We start from the raw sequence: 13,602 nt of genomic DNA on the forward strand, positions 1-13,602 counted from the left end.
CGTGCTCTCGGCGTGCCGGGTGAAAGCCCTCGTACTGGGCGTACTCGGGCTTTCGGCCGGTGCGGCGAGAGCACGTGCCGGGCGTTCCAGGTGGCGTGCGGGGCTTTCGAAACACCCCCTAGGGCCGCTCCGGCGGATCCTGCCGGGTCGGGGCTGCCCCTTGCCGTCCCGTCGCGGGGTGCGGGTGTGATGGGGGTACCCCCTGCTCGAGCGAAGCCGAGAGCTTGGGGGAGGCTTGGCGCGCGGTTCTCCGCGCCCCTGAAGCGCCCCTTCGGGGCGCCCAGGAGCGCCCCGGAGGGGCGCGGGGAACTGCGCGCGCAACCCACAACCCAGCAGCGGACTGCGACGCACCGGCCGGGGCAGTCCCGACTCGCTCCCCCGCCGTCCCCGTCGCGGCCGGGAACTCCCGCGTCCCGCACGTGCGTTGACTGGCGACGTGAGGGGGGCGAGGGGAGTGGGACGATGTCACACGGGCCCGTACAACAGCCGTGGCGGCTGCTGCTGGTCGAGGACGACCGGGAGCTGGTCGCCATGCTCTCCGAGGTGCTTCGGGGCGAGGGGTACGCGGTCGACGTCGCGGCCGACGGCCAGCGAGGGCTGCACCTCGGCCTCACCAGGCGGTACGACGTGCTGGTCGTCGACCGCCGGCTGCCGGCGCTGGACGGGCTCGACCTGCTGGTCCGGCTGCGCTCCCGCGCGGTCCGCGCCCCGGTGCTGCTGCTGACGGCGCTGGGCACCGTGCACGACCGGGTGGACGGCCTGGACGCGGGCGCCGACGACTACCTGGTCAAGCCGTTCGACCTCGACGAACTCGGCGCCCGGCTGCGGGTGCTGTGCCGGAGGGCGCGCGGCGTCACCGACGTCCTGGTGATCGGCTCGGGCCGGCTGCACGTGGGCCACCGGGAGGTCGAGCTGGCGGACGGCGAGCGGATCGCCCTGGCAGCGCGCGAGTTCGCGCTGCTGTGGGTGCTCGCCGCGCACCCCGACACCGTGTATGCGCGGGGGGATCTGCGCCGGATCGTGTTCCAGGAGGCGTCCGCCGCGTCCATCGTCGACACCTACGTCTACTATCTGCGCCGCAAGCTGGGCCGGCAGGTGGTGCGCACGGTCCGGGGCATCGGCTACCGCCTGGGGGCGCTGTGAGACGTCCGGCGCGCCCGCGCCCCCGTACCGGTGCGCACCCGGAGCGCGCGGTGGTGCGACGGGCGCGCCGGCGGATCGCCGTGCTCACGGGCGCGATCATCACGCTGCTGGTCACGGTCGTCGGCGGCGTCGCGTACGTGGTGATGACGCATACGCAGCACGAGCAGGTGCGGCGGACCCTGCGCTACGAGGCGGCGCACGGCGACCTGTCGAACGCGTCGGCGTGCACCTGGCTGTACTCGCCCGGTGCGACGCCGCTCGCGAGCGGCCCGGACGGCTTCCCGGTGCTCGACGACCTGGACCGGGCGCGCCGGACCCGGGAGGCCGTGGAGCGCACGGTGCGGCGCGACCACGCGGTCTATCTGGTGCGCACCCAGGTCAGGGCCGACGGGAACGTGGTGCAGGCGGTGTTCGACATGCGCTTCCAGCTGGCGGACCGCACCCGTCTGTGGTGGGTGCTGGGCATCGCCGAGGCGGTGGGGCTGCTCGCCGCGGCCGTCACGGGCGCCGTCCTCGGGCGGCTGGCCGTCTCCCCGCTGGCCGAAGCGCTCACCCGGCAGCGCCGGTTCGTCACGGACGCCAGCCACGAGCTGCGCACCCCGATCACCCGGGTGCACACCCGGGCGCAGATGCTGTCGCGGCAGGCGGCGGCCGAAGGTCTGCCGGACCCGCACCGCGCGGGGCTGGCCCGGCTGGTCGGTTCGGCCGGCCGGCTCGGCGAGGTGCTCGACGACCTGCTGCTGTCCGCGAGCCTCGACGCCGGCCCGGCGCGCCCGGCGGAGCGCCGCCCTGTCGATCTGTCCGCGCTGGCCCGGTCGGTCGTCGCCGAGGAGGCCGACCGGGCGCGGGACGCCCGGCTCACCGTCGCCGTGGAGGCCCCGCCGCGGCCGCTGTGCGTCGACGGCGTCGAGACCGCGCTGCGCCGCGCCATCGGCGAGCTGCTGTCCAACGCGATCAGCCACACCCCGGAGGGCGGGCGGATCGAGGTGACGCTCACCCGCGCCCGCGGCACGGCCGGGCTGACCGTCGCGGACACCGGGCCCGGATTCGAGCCCGCCGAGGCGGAGCGGCTGTTCGAGAGGTTCCACCGGGGCAGCGGCGGCGGACGCTACGGGCTGGGGCTGGCGCTGCTGCGGGAGGTCGTCACCCAGCACGGCGGCACCGTCGCCGCCACCGGACGCGCCGGGCACGGCGCCCGGTTCACCATCCGGCTCCCGGAGTGCGCCCCCGAGCACGCCCCGGCCCCGGCACACCGGGTCAGGGCAGGTCGATGGTGACCAGCAGGCGTGCCGCGGCCCGCACGTCCGCGTCCAGCGGCCGGTCCGGCTCGACCGGCGGGATCGTCTCGGCGAGGGCGTCCAGGAGCTCGGCGCACCGGGGTGCCGTGGGGCGGCGGGCTCCGATGTGGACGGCCTGGCGCAGGCCGAGCGCGAGCGACCCGCACAGCAGGCCGAGCAGCTGCGCCATGTCGTAGGAGCGCAGGGCCGCCTGGGTGCCGAACGGGACGACGTCCTGGTTGTGCAGGTTCGTCGGCAGGCTCTGCATCCCGGCCGGCAGCGCGGCGCTGCGGATCTCCGAGACGAACGCGGTGGTCGCCAGCTGGACGCCCTGCAGCCCGTGCTGGATGCCCGGCGCGGTGGCGAGCATCGGCGGCAGTCCTCCGTTGCGCGCCGGGTCCACCAGGAGGTCGAGCTGGCGTTCGGCGAGGTTGCCCAGCTGGGCCGTGACGACGGCGAGCAGGTCGGCGGCGAACGCGGCGGGCTGCCCGAAGAAGTTCCCGCCGTGCACCACCTTCCCCTCCCCCGCCTTCCCCTCCGCCGCGGCGTCCGGGAAGAACAGCGGGTTGTCGCTGATGCCGCCCAGGTCCGCCGCGACCACGCCGTCGACGTAGCGCAGCGCGTCCTCCGCCGCGCCGAGCAGCTGCGGGGAGCAGCGGATGCTGTACGGCTCCTGCAGCGGCCGGGTGCCGGAGGGCGTGCTGCCGGCGAGCGTCCGCCGCATACGCGCTCCGGTGTCGACCGCGCCGGGGTGGCCGTAGGCGCGCAGCAGGTCCTCGTCGAGGAAGCCGGGGTCGCAGCCGAGGATGTCGGCCAGCAGGCAGGTGAGCGCGGCGAGCGCGCGGTGCGCGTCGCGGACGGCGTCGCGGGCCAGCGCCGTGGCAGCGGTGGTGACGGGGGTGCCGTTGACGAGGGCGAGCGCGTCGCGCCCGTCCAGGGACAGCGGGCGCAGTCCGGCGGCGGACAGCGCGTCGGCGGCCGGCATGCCGACGCCGTCCACAAAGGCGCGGCCCCGGCCGCGCAGCGCCTGCGTGGCGTACGCGAGCGGGATCAGGTCGCCGCTCGCGCCGACGGAGCCGTAGCGGGGGACGGCGGGCGCGAACGTGGTGCCGAACAGGGCGGCGAGCCGCTCGATGACCTCGGCGGACACTCCCGAGGCGCCCTGGGCGAGGGACCAGGTGCGCAGCAGCAGCGCCGCGCGGGTGATCTCGTGCGGCAGGTCGGGGCCCTGTCCGGCGCCGAGGTGCGCCAGGGTGTTGTCGCACTGGTCGGCCTCGTCCGCGCGTCCGGCGTAGCCGACGAGGGCGCCGAAGCCGGTGGTGGCGCCGTAGATCCGGCGCTCCTCGCCGCCCTCGCCGTCCCGGAGTGCGCGGAAGAGCCGGCGGCCCCGGTCGACGCGCGCGCGGGCCTCGTCGTCCACGGTGACGTTCAGCGGGGCCGCCGCGCGGCGCAGGACGGCGGAGTCCAGGGGGCCGGTGAGGGAGACGGTGTCCATGGTGAGCACACCGGGAACGTAGCCGGGGAATCTCAGAGCGCTCTGAGATCCCGGGCCGGGTACCGCCCTTGCCATTGGTGTGGACCTGCCAACCGGCAGCGGCTATGCTCGCCCGCGCATGCACTGAGAGCGCTCTCGGAGTTCTACCTGTTCCACCCCCACCTGCTGGAACAACGAAGGGGCACTCCCTTGAGACGCACAACAGCCATGCGCACCGGACTGTCCGCGCTCCTCCTGGTCGGCGCCTGGGCCGCCGCGGGCGCCCTGCCGGCCTCCGCCTCCGACTCCTCCTCCCGCTCCGCCGAGGCTCCGGCCTCCCCGGGGCTCCTCTCGGCGATGCAGCGCGACCTGGGGCTGACCAGGAGCCAGGCCGAGGCGCGGCTGGCCGAGGAGAAGACGGCCGCTGCCGTGGAGCGCCGCGCGAAGCGGGCCGCCGGCGCCTCGTACGCGGGCTCGTGGTTCGACGCCCGGGACGGCAGGCTGACCGTCGCCGTCACCCGCGGCGCGGACGCCGGCGGCATCCGCGCGACCGGCGCGGCCGTACGCGTCGTCGAGCACAGCGCGAAGCGGCTCGACGCGGCGATGGCGCGCATCGACAAGCTGTCCGCGCCCGCCGGCGTCGGCAGCTGGCACGTCGATCCGAAGTCCAACGAGGTCGTGGTGAACGTGGTTTCCGCGCATCGGGCCGACAACGATGTCCAGGACTTCCTGGCGCAGGCCCGCCGGGCGGGCCCGGTCAGCGTGCGGCAGGCCGACGGCGTACCCCGGACCACCGCCGCGGGAACCGTGGGCGGCGACCCGTACTACACCGGCAGCGTCCGCTGCTCCATCGGCTTCTCGGTGCACGGCGGCTTCATCACCGCCGGGCACTGCGGCCGGCCCAGCGCCGCGGTGTACGGCTGGGACCGCACCTACATCGGCGACTTCCAGGGGTCGTCGTTCCCGGGCGACGACTACGCCTGGGTGAACGTCGGCAGCGGCTGGTGGACCGAACCGGTGGTGCTCGGCTGGGGCACGATCCCCGACCGGCTCGTCCGCGGCTCCAACGAGGCCCCCGTCGGCACCTCCATCTGCCGCTCCGGCTCGACCACCCACTGGCGCTGCGGCACGGTGCTGGCCAAGAACGAGACGGTCAACTACCAGGAGGGCGCCGTCCACCAGATGACGAAGACGAGCGCCTGCGCCGAGGGCGGTGACTCCGGCGGCTCCTTCATCAGCGGCGACCAGGCGCAGGGCGTCACCTCCGGCGCCTCGGGCAACTGCAGCTCCGGTGGCCAGACCTGGTACCAGCCCGTCAACGAGATCCTCAACCGGTACGGGCTGACGCTGCACACCGCCTGACCTCCCCGCCGCCCCCGCCGCCTCCGCGCCTGGGCCGCGTCCGGATCACCGGCGCGCGGCCCGGGTCCGGTCACGGCCCGCCGCCCGCGCCGCGGGCGGCGAAGCGGGACGGCGGCGTGCCGAACGCGCGGGTGAAGGCGGCGGTGAACGCGGCGGGCGACGCGTAGCCGAGCCGTCCGGCGACCTCCCCGACCGCGGCCGTGCGCAGCAGCGGGACGGCCGCGAGCAGCCGGGCGCGGACCCGCCAGACGGCGGGGCTCTCGCCGGTCTCCGCGCGGAAGCGCCGGGTGAAGGCCCGCTCGCTCCGGGACACGCGCGCGGCCCAGACGGCGTTGGTGACCCCGGCGTCCGGGGCGGCCAGGTACGCCCGGCAGAGCGCCGCGAGCTCGGCGGAGGCGGGAATCGCCACGTGGAACGGCAGCGGGGTGCGCCCGGCGATCTCGTGCAGCAGGAGCGCCGCGATATGCCCCTCCCGCCCGGACAGGTCGTAGTCGGGACCGAACCCGACGGCCGCCAGGAGCAGTTCGCGCAGCAGCGGCGGAACGTCCACGACCGTACAGCCCGCGGGCCACCAGGGGACGGCGTCCGGCTCGATGTACAGGCTCCGGGTGCTCACCCCCTCCATACGGACCCGGTGCCGGGTGGCGGCCGGGATCAGCACGGCCCGCTCGGGCGGCACGGTCCAGGTGCCCTCGCCGGTGTCGACGACCATGACCCCGGTGGCGCCGTAGAGGAACTGCGCACGCCGGTGCGCGTGCCAGTCCAGGACGTAACCGGGCGGATAGTCGGTGCCGATCGGCAGGACGGCCCGGTCCACGTGGTCGACGCTCTCCACAGCGATGTTCCGCACCCCGCCACCGTAGCGGCCGGGACGCGAAAGAGATGTGCCGACTTTCGGATGCGGGCCCCGCGCGGGCGCTGGTGGGGTGGGACGCGTGGATATTGCGGCACTGATCGGAATCGGAGTCCTCACCGGCGCGACGACCGTGCTCTTCGGGTTCGGCGGCGGCTTCGTCACCGTCCCGGTGGTGGTGTGGGCGGACGCGGCGCTGGGCGCGGACGCGGTACGGGTGGCCACGGCCACCTCGGCGCTGGTGATGCTGGTGAACGCGGGGTTCGCCACCGCCGTCACCCCGCGGCGGGTCCTCGGCGCCCTCCGCGGCAGCGGTGCGCTGCTCCTCCTGCTCGCCGCCGGCGCCGCGGCCGGCGCGCTGGCGACGGGCACCGCGCCGGCCGGGCTGACCCGCTGGGTCTTCGTCGGCTACCTCGCCGTGACCGCCGCCGACCTGCTGCTGCGGCCCGGCTTCCTCCGCCCCAGGACCCGGTCCGGTGCGGCCCCGGAGTCGGGCGGGCCGCGGCCGCTGCCGGCCGTCCTCGGCGCGCCGATCGGCGCGGTCGCCGCCTACCTCGGAGTGGGCGGCAGCGTCATGACCGTGCCCGCCATGCGGCGGGCCGGGCACCCGATGCACGCGGCGACCGCGCTGGCCAACCCGCTCACCCTCGCCATCGCCCTCCCCGCCACCGCGGTCTCGCTGAGCGCCGCGGGGGCGCCGTCCGCGGCGCACGCGCACGTGCACCTCGTGGGCCTTGTCGACCCGCGCGCCGCCGCGGCGCTGCTCCTGGGGGCCCTGCCGGTGATCGCGGTGCTGCGGCGGCGGCCCCCGCGGATTCCGGACCGCGTGCACGCCGGGGCTTACATCGGGCTGCTCGGCGCCGCGGGGATCGCGATGCTCGCGTTCTGAGGGTGCGTGTTCCGGGTGGGTCCTGCTGGGCCGGGGCCGCCCCCTGCCCGCGGAGCTCCGGGAAGCAGGGCACCCTACGGCCGATGCCCGTCCTCCGCGGTGGACGCCTCGACCTCGACCTCGTGCCGGATGTGGCTGCAGGTCCTGCTGAGCAGCCGGGAGACGTGCATCTGCGAGATGCCCAACTGCTCGGCGATACGGCTCTGCGTCATATCGCAGAAGAACCGCAGATACAGAATGCGCCGCTCCCGCTCCGGCAGCGTCCGCAGCCCGGGTTTGACCGCCTCGCGGTGCACGACGCGCTCGAACCCCGGCTCCGCGTCGCCGAGCGTGTCCACCAGCGCGTATCCGTCGTCGGTCCCGGGCAGCGTCGCGTCGAGCGAGAGCGTGCTGTAGCCGTCCAGCGCCTCCATGCCCACCGCGACCTCCTCCACGCTCATCCCGCTGTGCTCGGCGATCTGCTCGACGGATGGTCCGCGATCGTCCAGGGACGTCCCCAGCTCGCGCTGGCTGACCCGCACACGGTTGCGGATCTCCTGCACCCTGCGGGGCACATGCACCCCCCACATGTGGTCCCGGAAGTGTCGTTTCATCTCGCCGACGATCGTCGGCACCGCGAAGCTCTCGAAGGCGCACCCCCGGTGAATGTCGTAGCGTGCGACGGCTTTCACCAGCCCCAGCGCGGCGACCTGCTCCAGATCCTCCAGGCTCTCGCCCCGGTTGCGGAAGTGACATGCGAGCCGCCGCGCCATCGGCATCCAGGCCCGCACCACCGTCTGCCGCAGTTCGTCCTTCTCCGGTCCCGCGGGCAGTTCGGTGATGCGTGCGAACTCCGCCGATGTATCGGGGGCGTCGTCGTGGGGATGGCGGGCACGCCTCGTGCGGGCACGTACGGGCATAGGCTGTGCACTCCTCATTTTCGGTGACGCTCAGTCAGGCATGCGAGGGGTCACCGCGGGAGCAGACGGGCGGGGGCGGTCCAGTGTGCACGCGTCGCTCCCGCGGATGTGCCTGCGTTCCGAAGCACAGGGTGCGGGTTCCCGCACCCCTGTACGGCAAACCTCGCACGCGCCGGGCGCGTTCCCCCGCGGAGCGCTCAGTCACCACCGGGCCCGCGGTGCCGGGCGATGAGGTCGCGTGCCATGTCCCGGGCCCGTACGGCCGCGTGCCGGTCGCCCTCGGCGGCGGCGATGACCGCCCCCTTCATCAGCATGTGCCACGACCGGGCGAACTCCTCCGGGCTCTCCAGGCCGGCCTCGTCCGCCATGCGCCGCACCAGCGCCCGGATGTTCGCCAGGTGCTCGATGCTGGCCCGCCCCAGCGGGTGGTCCCAGCGCATCTCCAGGAGCACGTTGACGAACGTGCACGCGTCGAAGTCCTCGTCGTGGAACCAGTCGTCGAACACATCGAAGATCGCCAGCAGTCGGCCCTCGGGAGTGGCGGCGCGGCTGCGCGCGCCCGACTCGACCATCCCAAGGGTCCACAGTTCCTCTCTGCGCCGCAGAAACGCGAGCACCAGCGCGTCCTTCGAGGGGAAGTGGCGATACAGAGTGGCCTTGGCCACCCCGGAGCGGCTGACGATCTCGTCCACCCCGACATCCCGGATGCCGCGTCGGGAGAACAGGGCATAGGCCGCCTCCAAGACCTTCTCGCGGGCCTTCGAGATTCCGTTGAAGGCCACAGCGTCGCTGCTCATAGTGCGAGCCAGGCTAGTGGCAACACTCCGAGCTGTCGTCAGCCGCGACGCAGGCGAAGGCCGTCCTCCTGAACCCCGAATCGGCCCCTCGAACTGGCCCCTCGACAAGACAGTCTTGTCTCGGCAGACTGAGGAGTTCACCGCCGCATCAGGGCACCCGTGGACCACTCCGGCAGGCTGATCCGCCGCCCTCCCACGGGTCAGCGCGCGGTCCAAGCGACGGCATATCGAGCGCACACCCACCACCCCCGGGTCCCGTGTACACGCCGTGCTGGGACAGGGGCGTTCCCGGCGGGCGTGCCACCAGGCAAGAACTCGGAGGAAGCGGCCCGTGAACCACCGGTCCCAGGCGCACTGCCACGGCCCCTCCTGCGCCCGGCTCCAGTCCGACATCGCCTCCCCCGCGCAGACAGGGGAGGCGGAGCGGCTGCGCCAGGAGAACGCCCAACTCCACCGTGCACTCGACAGCAGAGCGGTCATCGACCAGGCACGGGGCATGATCATGGCCTTGGCTCCCTGCTCCAGCGGCGCCGCGTGGCACGTCCTGGTGGACGTCTCCCAGCACGCCAACGTCAAGCTGCGCGACGTCGCGCACGCGATGGTGTCCGCGGGCGCGGGGCAGCCGATGCCGCCCGAGCTGCAGGACCATCTGCGCCGCGCCTTTCTGCGCCGGCGCTCCGCGAGGTGAGAGCGGCGCCGGCCGCTCAGCCGTCCGCGCGGCGGTCCCCGCCGCCGGAGACCAGGGCGTCCACGAGGGCCTGAACGTTCTCGTACCGGCCCGCCGGAAGCCGCCGGGCGAGCTCGACCAGCCGGTCGGGGGCGTGGTGCCGCCGCAGGGTCGCGACGACCGCGTCCCTGTCGGCCGGGTAGATGCCGCGCTCCAGATGCCGGGCCAGTTCGCTGCGCAGTTCCCTGTCCTCCGGAGCCGGTTCCGGCACGCGGTCCGCTTCCGGCTGGTCCTCGCCGGACGGCTGCAGCTCGTGCTCCTCCTCCGCCCGGGTGGACCGGGCGGCCCGCAGCTCGCCGTCCAGCTCCTTGGCCATCTCCTCGTCGCGCACCGGGCCGACCTTGTCCCTGCCGTGTTCGGGCACGTCAATCCTCCGCGTCGCGTGGTGCGGCCGCTGTCACGGGGCCGAGTGCCCGCTACGGGGTGGATGAACCGGAAACATGTCACTCGTCCGGTCGCGCCGCGGTCGTGCCGTCGTCCTTGATGTCGTGCGGCAGCAGCCGGTGCTCCTGGTCGGTGCGCGGCATCGGGTCGGGCTCGCGGACTTCCCGCACCTCCCGGACCGGGCCGCCCTCCGGCAGCGTCGGCTGGTCGTCAGGGCGCGGCGGCGGGGGCTGCCGCGCCCGCATCCGGATTCCCAGCCGGACCGCGCCGAGCAGCGCGGCGACGACGGCCAGACCCAGCACGAACGGACCGATGCCCTGCCGGACTTCCAGCGGTATCACCATGAACTGGACAGATAGCAGCATACGCCCCGAGTACCCGGAACCCGGGTCTCAAGACTCCTGTCGCGGGTACTGGGACGGTCTCGTGGCGGTACTGGAGCCGCCACCGTCGGCACGGAGGAGGAGAGCCATGGCCGAGCAACAGGTCCACGAGATCATGACGACCAGCCCCGTCGGGCTGGACGCGGACACCGCGGTCGCCGAGGCGGCCCGGCGGATGCGCGCGGAGGACATGGGCGCGGTGCTGGTCACCGAGGGCGGCGAGCTGCGGGGGCTGGTCACCGACCGCGACCTCGTGGTGCGCGTGCTCGCCGAGGACTGGGATCCGCGCACGACCGCGGTGCGGGACGCGTGCAGCACCGACCTGGTGAGCCTCGCCCCCGAGGACAGCGTCGACCACGCCGTGGAGGTGATGCGGGAACACGCCCTGCGCCGGGTCCCCGTCGTGGCCGAGGGCACGGTCGTCGGCGTCGTCTCGCTGGGGGATCTGGCCGTGGAGCGGTCCCCCGCCTCGGCGCTCGGCGGGATCAGCTCCGCCCCGCCCAACCGGTGACCCTCGGCGTCAGTTCTCGCTGCGGATGATGTGCGGCTCCGGGTCGTCCGGGTCGTTCCGCATCCGGGGCCCGTACCCCATCGGGCCCTGGCCGTCGGGCGGCTCGGCGCCCCCGGGGCCGCACCCGGCGGTACCGTCCCGGGAGGTGCGCGGGGTGTCCGTGTGGCCGCGTGTGCGCTCCATAGTGCTGCGCCTCGATTCGTCTGCCGGCCGTTGTCGTGTGGTCGAGGCTACGGGTTTCCCCGCGCTGGACGGGAAACCCGCGCCGCCGCTCAGCGTGTGAGCCGCGGCAGGACCTTCGTGCGGTAGAAGTCGAAGAAGGCCCGCTGGTCGGGGCCGATCTGGTTGACGTGGACGACGTCGACCCCGGCGTCCGCGTACGCCTGGAGGGCGGCGACGTGCGCGTCGGGGTCGTCGCCGCACACCACCTGCCGCGCGATCTGGTCCCGGGTGACGAGCCGGGACGCCTGCTCCATATGGGCGACGGTGGGCAGGGTCTGCCCCAGCTCCCCCGGCAGCCCGATGTTGGGCCACAGCGCGTGGGCCGTGCGGACGGCCTCCTCGTGGTCGGGGCCGAAGCACACCTGCACCCCGCCGCGCACCTGTTTGGACCCGCCGCCGCTCTTCCGGAACCGCTCGACCGCCGCACGGTCCGGCGCGGTGGTGACGAATCCGTCGCCGACGCGTCCGGCTGTCGTGATCGCGGCGGGGCCGAAGCCGGAGACGTCGATGGGCACGGGCCGGTCCGGGCAGCTGTAGAGACGGGCGTTCTCCACGGTGTAGTGCTTCCCGTGGTGGGTGATCCGGCGGCCGGTGAGCAGCTGCCGGATGAGGGCGACGGCCTCCTCCAGCATGTCCAGCCGCACCGTGGCGGGCGGCCAGCGGTCCCCCAGCACCCGCTCGTTGAGCGCCTCGCCGCTGCCGACCCCGAGCCGGAACTGCCCGCCGAGCTGCAGCGCGCAGGTCGCCGCCGCCTGTGCGACCAGTGCGGGGTGGATGCGGACCGTGGGACAGGTCACCGCCGTCTGCACCGGCAGCGAGGTGGCCTCGGACAGCGCGCCGACCACCGCCCAGACGAACGGCGACTCGCCCTGTGCCTGGGACCAGGGATGGAAGTGGTCGGAGATCCACAACGAGGTGAAACCGGCCTGCTCCGCCATCCTGGCCTGTTCGACCAGGGCGGCGGGGCCGTGCTCTTCGGACGCGAGGAAGTAGCCGTACTCAGTCATGGCGCCACGGGTAACCGGCGGTTGCGACCGAAAACCCGGCGGCGCCGCGCGGCGCCGGCCGGGGGCGGGCGGCGTCCGGGCGTGCTGTCGCCCTCCTGCGGGTGCAGATCCCGGCAGACGGGGTACCCCGCGTCGGGACACCGGGTCCGGAGCCGCGGCCCGGACCCGGACCCGGACCGAAGACGAGCCCAAGGAGGCGCACCCATGCCGGAATCCGGCCCCGATCCCCCGCTGTCCGACTACGACCAGCTGACCTTCGGCGATCTGGAGCACCGCGTCCGCTCACTGGATGCCCGGGAGCTGGAGCGCCTGCTGGCGTACGAGCGCGAGCACGCCGACCGCGCCCAGGTCGTCGAACTGATCCTCTTCCGGCTCCGCCAGGTCGCGGCGGGTGAGCGCCCTTCGCCCGGCGGCCTGGGCACCGGGTCCCTGGCACCGCCCCCGCAGGGCGGCTCCCCGGTCGGTCCCGAGACCTCCCCCGAGCCCTGCCATCCGCCGCCGCACGGCACCCCGCACCAGCCCGGCAGGCCCAAGGGCGACCGGCACTGAACGGCCCGGCCCGCGACGCCCCGGGGAGCGCTACGCGGCCCCCCGGGCGCCGCCGTCGGAGCGCTCCCTCAGCTCCGCGCGCTCGTTCTCGTCGAGCCCGCCCCAGATGCCGCCGGGTCCGCCCAGCCGCAGCGCCCACTCCAGGCACTCCGCCTTCACCGGGCAGCGGGAGCAGACCCGCTTGGCCTGCTCCCGCTCGCGCAGTCCGGGCCCCGAGGAGCCGAGCGGAAAGAACAGGTCCGGGTCCTCGTCCGCACACGCGGCGCTCTCCCGCCAGTCCATGAAGTCCCCTGCCGGATCCGTCGCTCTCACCTCCCCGTCGGAGCGGACACCGCGGTCGCGGTCCTGCCGGGGTACCCGCGCGCCTCCCGGACAAACGGCGCCCGCCGTACGCGTCCGCGAGCGCGAGGTGCGCGAGGTGTGGGCCCGCCGCTCGCGGGTACCCCGCGGGACGACTCGGATCACGCGTGCCGGAGGGCGTCATGAGGCTGGTACCCCCCACCCCGCTGCTGCACCGGCCGGGCCCGTGGGCCTCGGTCTTCGTGGACACCTCGCACACCGCGGAGGACGCCGCGCACCGGCAGTGGCTCCAGGCGCGCGAGGTCCGCGCCCGGCTCGCCGAGCAGGGCGCGGACGACGGGACCCAGCAGGCCGTGCAGGACGCGCTGAGCGGCCCCGTCCGCACGGACGCGGGGCTGGCGGTGTTCGCCGTGGAGGGGCGAGTCGTACACGAGGTTCCCCTCCCGGCGGCGCCGTCCGGGCCGGTCTGCCGCTGGGCGGCCCTGCCGCATCTGGCGCCGCTCGTCGGCCTCGGGGGCGGTGAGGCCGCCTGCCTGGTGGCGTACGTCGACCGCACCGGCGCCGAGCTGGAGCTGCGCGGACGCCCCGGAGGCATCCACGCGCTGGGCCAGGTGCGGGGCCAGGAGTGGCCGGTGCACCGCACCGGCAGGAAGGACTGGTCCGAGCGGCACTGGCAGTTCGCGGTGGAGAACACCTGGGAGACATCTCACGTGCCTAAGAAGTCAAGCTGCGGCGGCTGGAGCTGCTGAGAAGGAGGTGAATGCGTGATGCTCGTCGAAGAGCTGCCGGTTGTGCAGGCAGTGGTAGAGCTGACCGAGCAAGCGG

At 74.5% G+C, this 13,602-nt stretch carries 17 protein-coding genes; 8 read left to right on the forward strand and 9 right to left on the reverse strand.

What is annotated here, in order from left to right; genetic code table 11:
• The first annotated feature begins 462 nt into the window (after positions 1 to 462).
• Both G5C65_RS17935 and G5C65_RS17940 read left to right on the forward strand, forming a co-directional pair.
• Entirely contained in the window at positions 463 to 1,143 is a 681-nt protein-coding gene (locus tag G5C65_RS17935; RefSeq protein ID WP_165299866.1) for a response regulator transcription factor, read from the forward strand.
• A gap of 50 nt (positions 1,144 to 1,193) precedes the next feature.
• A complete protein-coding gene (locus G5C65_RS17940; RefSeq protein ID WP_338146491.1) occupies positions 1,194 to 2,420 on the forward strand; it encodes a sensor histidine kinase in 1,227 nt (408 codons plus the stop codon).
• Here G5C65_RS17940 and G5C65_RS39330 read toward each other — a convergent pair.
• The gene (locus G5C65_RS39330) at positions 2,401 to 3,915 is read right to left on the reverse strand and encodes an aromatic amino acid ammonia-lyase (RefSeq protein ID WP_241265876.1); all 1,515 of its coding nucleotides are present in this window, start codon (positions 3,913 to 3,915) and stop codon (positions 2,401 to 2,403) included. The two genes, G5C65_RS17940 and G5C65_RS39330, sit on opposite strands and share 20 nt — an antisense overlap.
• Before the next feature lie 207 nt (positions 3,916 to 4,122).
• On the opposite strand from G5C65_RS39330, the gene G5C65_RS17945 reads away from it, so the two are divergent.
• Complete coding sequence (locus tag G5C65_RS17945; protein WP_165299878.1) at positions 4,123 to 5,256, forward strand: S1 family peptidase; 1,134 nt, start codon at positions 4,123 to 4,125, stop codon at positions 5,254 to 5,256.
• A gap of 70 nt (positions 5,257 to 5,326) precedes the next feature.
• On the opposite strand, the gene G5C65_RS17950 is transcribed toward G5C65_RS17945, so the two are convergent.
• Positions 5,327 to 6,106, reverse strand: coding sequence for a helix-turn-helix domain-containing protein (locus tag G5C65_RS17950; RefSeq protein WP_165299867.1), 780 nt, complete (start codon positions 6,104 to 6,106; stop codon positions 5,327 to 5,329).
• A gap of 85 nt (positions 6,107 to 6,191) precedes the next feature.
• On the opposite strand from G5C65_RS17950, the gene G5C65_RS17955 reads away from it, so the two are divergent.
• Positions 6,192 to 6,998, forward strand: a complete 807-nt coding sequence (locus G5C65_RS17955) for a TSUP family transporter (RefSeq protein WP_165299868.1) — start codon at positions 6,192 to 6,194, stop codon at positions 6,996 to 6,998.
• Between the two features lie 74 nt (positions 6,999 to 7,072).
• Here G5C65_RS17955 and G5C65_RS17960 read toward each other — a convergent pair whose 3' ends face one another.
• Together G5C65_RS17960 and G5C65_RS17965 are read right to left on the reverse strand one after the other, a co-directional pair.
• The gene (locus G5C65_RS17960; RefSeq protein ID WP_241265874.1) at positions 7,073 to 7,897 is read right to left on the reverse strand and encodes a SigB/SigF/SigG family RNA polymerase sigma factor; all 825 of its coding nucleotides are present in this window, start codon (positions 7,895 to 7,897) and stop codon (positions 7,073 to 7,075) included.
• A 197-nt stretch (positions 7,898 to 8,094) separates the two neighbouring features.
• Positions 8,095 to 8,694, reverse strand: coding sequence for a TetR/AcrR family transcriptional regulator (locus G5C65_RS17965; RefSeq protein WP_165299870.1), 600 nt, complete (start codon positions 8,692 to 8,694; stop codon positions 8,095 to 8,097).
• A gap of 331 nt (positions 8,695 to 9,025) precedes the next feature.
• Between G5C65_RS17965 and G5C65_RS39335 the strand changes: the two genes are divergently transcribed.
• The gene (locus G5C65_RS39335) at positions 9,026 to 9,382 is read left to right on the forward strand and encodes an ANTAR domain-containing protein (RefSeq protein ID WP_338146492.1); all 357 of its coding nucleotides are present in this window, start codon (positions 9,026 to 9,028) and stop codon (positions 9,380 to 9,382) included.
• A gap of 16 nt (positions 9,383 to 9,398) precedes the next feature.
• Here the strand turns inward: G5C65_RS39335 and G5C65_RS17975 are convergent, their stop codons facing one another.
• Together G5C65_RS17975 and G5C65_RS17980 are read right to left on the reverse strand one after the other, a co-directional pair.
• Positions 9,399 to 9,785: a DUF2795 domain-containing protein gene (locus tag G5C65_RS17975; RefSeq protein WP_165299871.1), complete on the reverse strand. Its 387-nt coding sequence runs from the start codon at positions 9,783 to 9,785 to the stop codon at positions 9,399 to 9,401.
• Between the two features lie 79 nt (positions 9,786 to 9,864).
• On the reverse strand, positions 9,865 to 10,170 hold the full coding sequence (locus G5C65_RS17980) for a DUF6479 family protein (protein ID WP_165299872.1): 306 nt from the start codon (positions 10,168 to 10,170) through the stop codon (positions 9,865 to 9,867).
• A gap of 106 nt (positions 10,171 to 10,276) precedes the next feature.
• Here G5C65_RS17980 and G5C65_RS17985 point away from each other — a divergent pair, with 106 nt between their 5' ends.
• The gene (locus G5C65_RS17985) at positions 10,277 to 10,699 is read left to right on the forward strand and encodes a CBS domain-containing protein (RefSeq protein ID WP_165299873.1); all 423 of its coding nucleotides are present in this window, start codon (positions 10,277 to 10,279) and stop codon (positions 10,697 to 10,699) included.
• A gap of 9 nt (positions 10,700 to 10,708) precedes the next feature.
• On the opposite strand, the gene G5C65_RS17990 is transcribed toward G5C65_RS17985, so the two are convergent.
• Positions 10,709 to 10,882, reverse strand: a complete 174-nt coding sequence (locus tag G5C65_RS17990; protein ID WP_165299874.1) for a hypothetical protein — start codon at positions 10,880 to 10,882, stop codon at positions 10,709 to 10,711.
• An 89-nt stretch (positions 10,883 to 10,971) separates the two neighbouring features.
• Positions 10,972 to 11,928: a TIGR03557 family F420-dependent LLM class oxidoreductase gene (locus G5C65_RS17995; protein WP_165299875.1), complete on the reverse strand. Its 957-nt coding sequence runs from the start codon at positions 11,926 to 11,928 to the stop codon at positions 10,972 to 10,974.
• Between the two features lie 204 nt (positions 11,929 to 12,132).
• On the opposite strand from G5C65_RS17995, the gene G5C65_RS18000 reads away from it, so the two are divergent.
• A complete protein-coding gene (locus G5C65_RS18000; RefSeq protein ID WP_165299876.1) occupies positions 12,133 to 12,477 on the forward strand; it encodes a DUF8129 domain-containing protein in 345 nt (114 codons plus the stop codon).
• Between the two features lie 30 nt (positions 12,478 to 12,507).
• Here the strand turns inward: G5C65_RS18000 and G5C65_RS18005 are convergent, their stop codons facing one another.
• On the reverse strand, positions 12,508 to 12,759 hold the full coding sequence (locus tag G5C65_RS18005) for a WhiB family transcriptional regulator (protein ID WP_165299880.1): 252 nt from the start codon (positions 12,757 to 12,759) through the stop codon (positions 12,508 to 12,510).
• A 200-nt stretch (positions 12,760 to 12,959) separates the two neighbouring features.
• Between G5C65_RS18005 and G5C65_RS18010 the strand changes: the two genes are divergently transcribed.
• Positions 12,960 to 13,526: a baeRF2 domain-containing protein gene (locus G5C65_RS18010; protein WP_165299877.1), complete on the forward strand. Its 567-nt coding sequence runs from the start codon at positions 12,960 to 12,962 to the stop codon at positions 13,524 to 13,526.
• The last annotated feature ends 76 nt before the right edge of the window (positions 13,527 to 13,602 follow it).

This window comes from Streptomyces boncukensis (assembly GCF_011045075.1).
GTDB lineage: Bacteria > Actinomycetota > Actinomycetes > Streptomycetales > Streptomycetaceae > Streptomyces > Streptomyces boncukensis.

Bases quoted from the DNA above. Each gene is read 5' to 3' on its own strand.
- G5C65_RS17935 (WP_165299866.1), top strand. From the start codon at position 463: ATGTCACACGGGCCCGTACAACAGCCGTGGCGGCTGCTGCTGGTCGAG.
- G5C65_RS39330 (WP_241265876.1), bottom strand. From the start codon at position 3,915: ATGGACACCGTCTCCCTCACCGGCCCCCTGGACTCCGCCGTCCTGCGC.
- G5C65_RS17945 (WP_165299878.1), top strand. From the start codon at position 4,123: ATGCGCACCGGACTGTCCGCGCTCCTCCTGGTCGGCGCCTGGGCCGCC.
- G5C65_RS17960 (WP_241265874.1), bottom strand. From the start codon at position 7,897: ATGCCCGTACGTGCCCGCACGAGGCGTGCCCGCCATCCCCACGACGAC.
- G5C65_RS17965 (WP_165299870.1), bottom strand. From the start codon at position 8,694: ATGAGCAGCGACGCTGTGGCCTTCAACGGAATCTCGAAGGCCCGCGAG.
- G5C65_RS17980 (WP_165299872.1), bottom strand. From the start codon at position 10,170: ATGCTGCTATCTGTCCAGTTCATGGTGATACCGCTGGAAGTCCGGCAG.
- G5C65_RS17985 (WP_165299873.1), top strand. From the start codon at position 10,277: ATGGCCGAGCAACAGGTCCACGAGATCATGACGACCAGCCCCGTCGGG.
- G5C65_RS17990 (WP_165299874.1), bottom strand. From the start codon at position 10,882: ATGGAGCGCACACGCGGCCACACGGACACCCCGCGCACCTCCCGGGAC.
- G5C65_RS17995 (WP_165299875.1), bottom strand. From the start codon at position 11,928: ATGACTGAGTACGGCTACTTCCTCGCGTCCGAAGAGCACGGCCCCGCC.
- G5C65_RS18000 (WP_165299876.1), top strand. From the start codon at position 12,133: ATGCCGGAATCCGGCCCCGATCCCCCGCTGTCCGACTACGACCAGCTG.
- G5C65_RS18005 (WP_165299880.1), bottom strand. From the start codon at position 12,759: ATGGACTGGCGGGAGAGCGCCGCGTGTGCGGACGAGGACCCGGACCTG.
- G5C65_RS18010 (WP_165299877.1), top strand. From the start codon at position 12,960: ATGAGGCTGGTACCCCCCACCCCGCTGCTGCACCGGCCGGGCCCGTGG.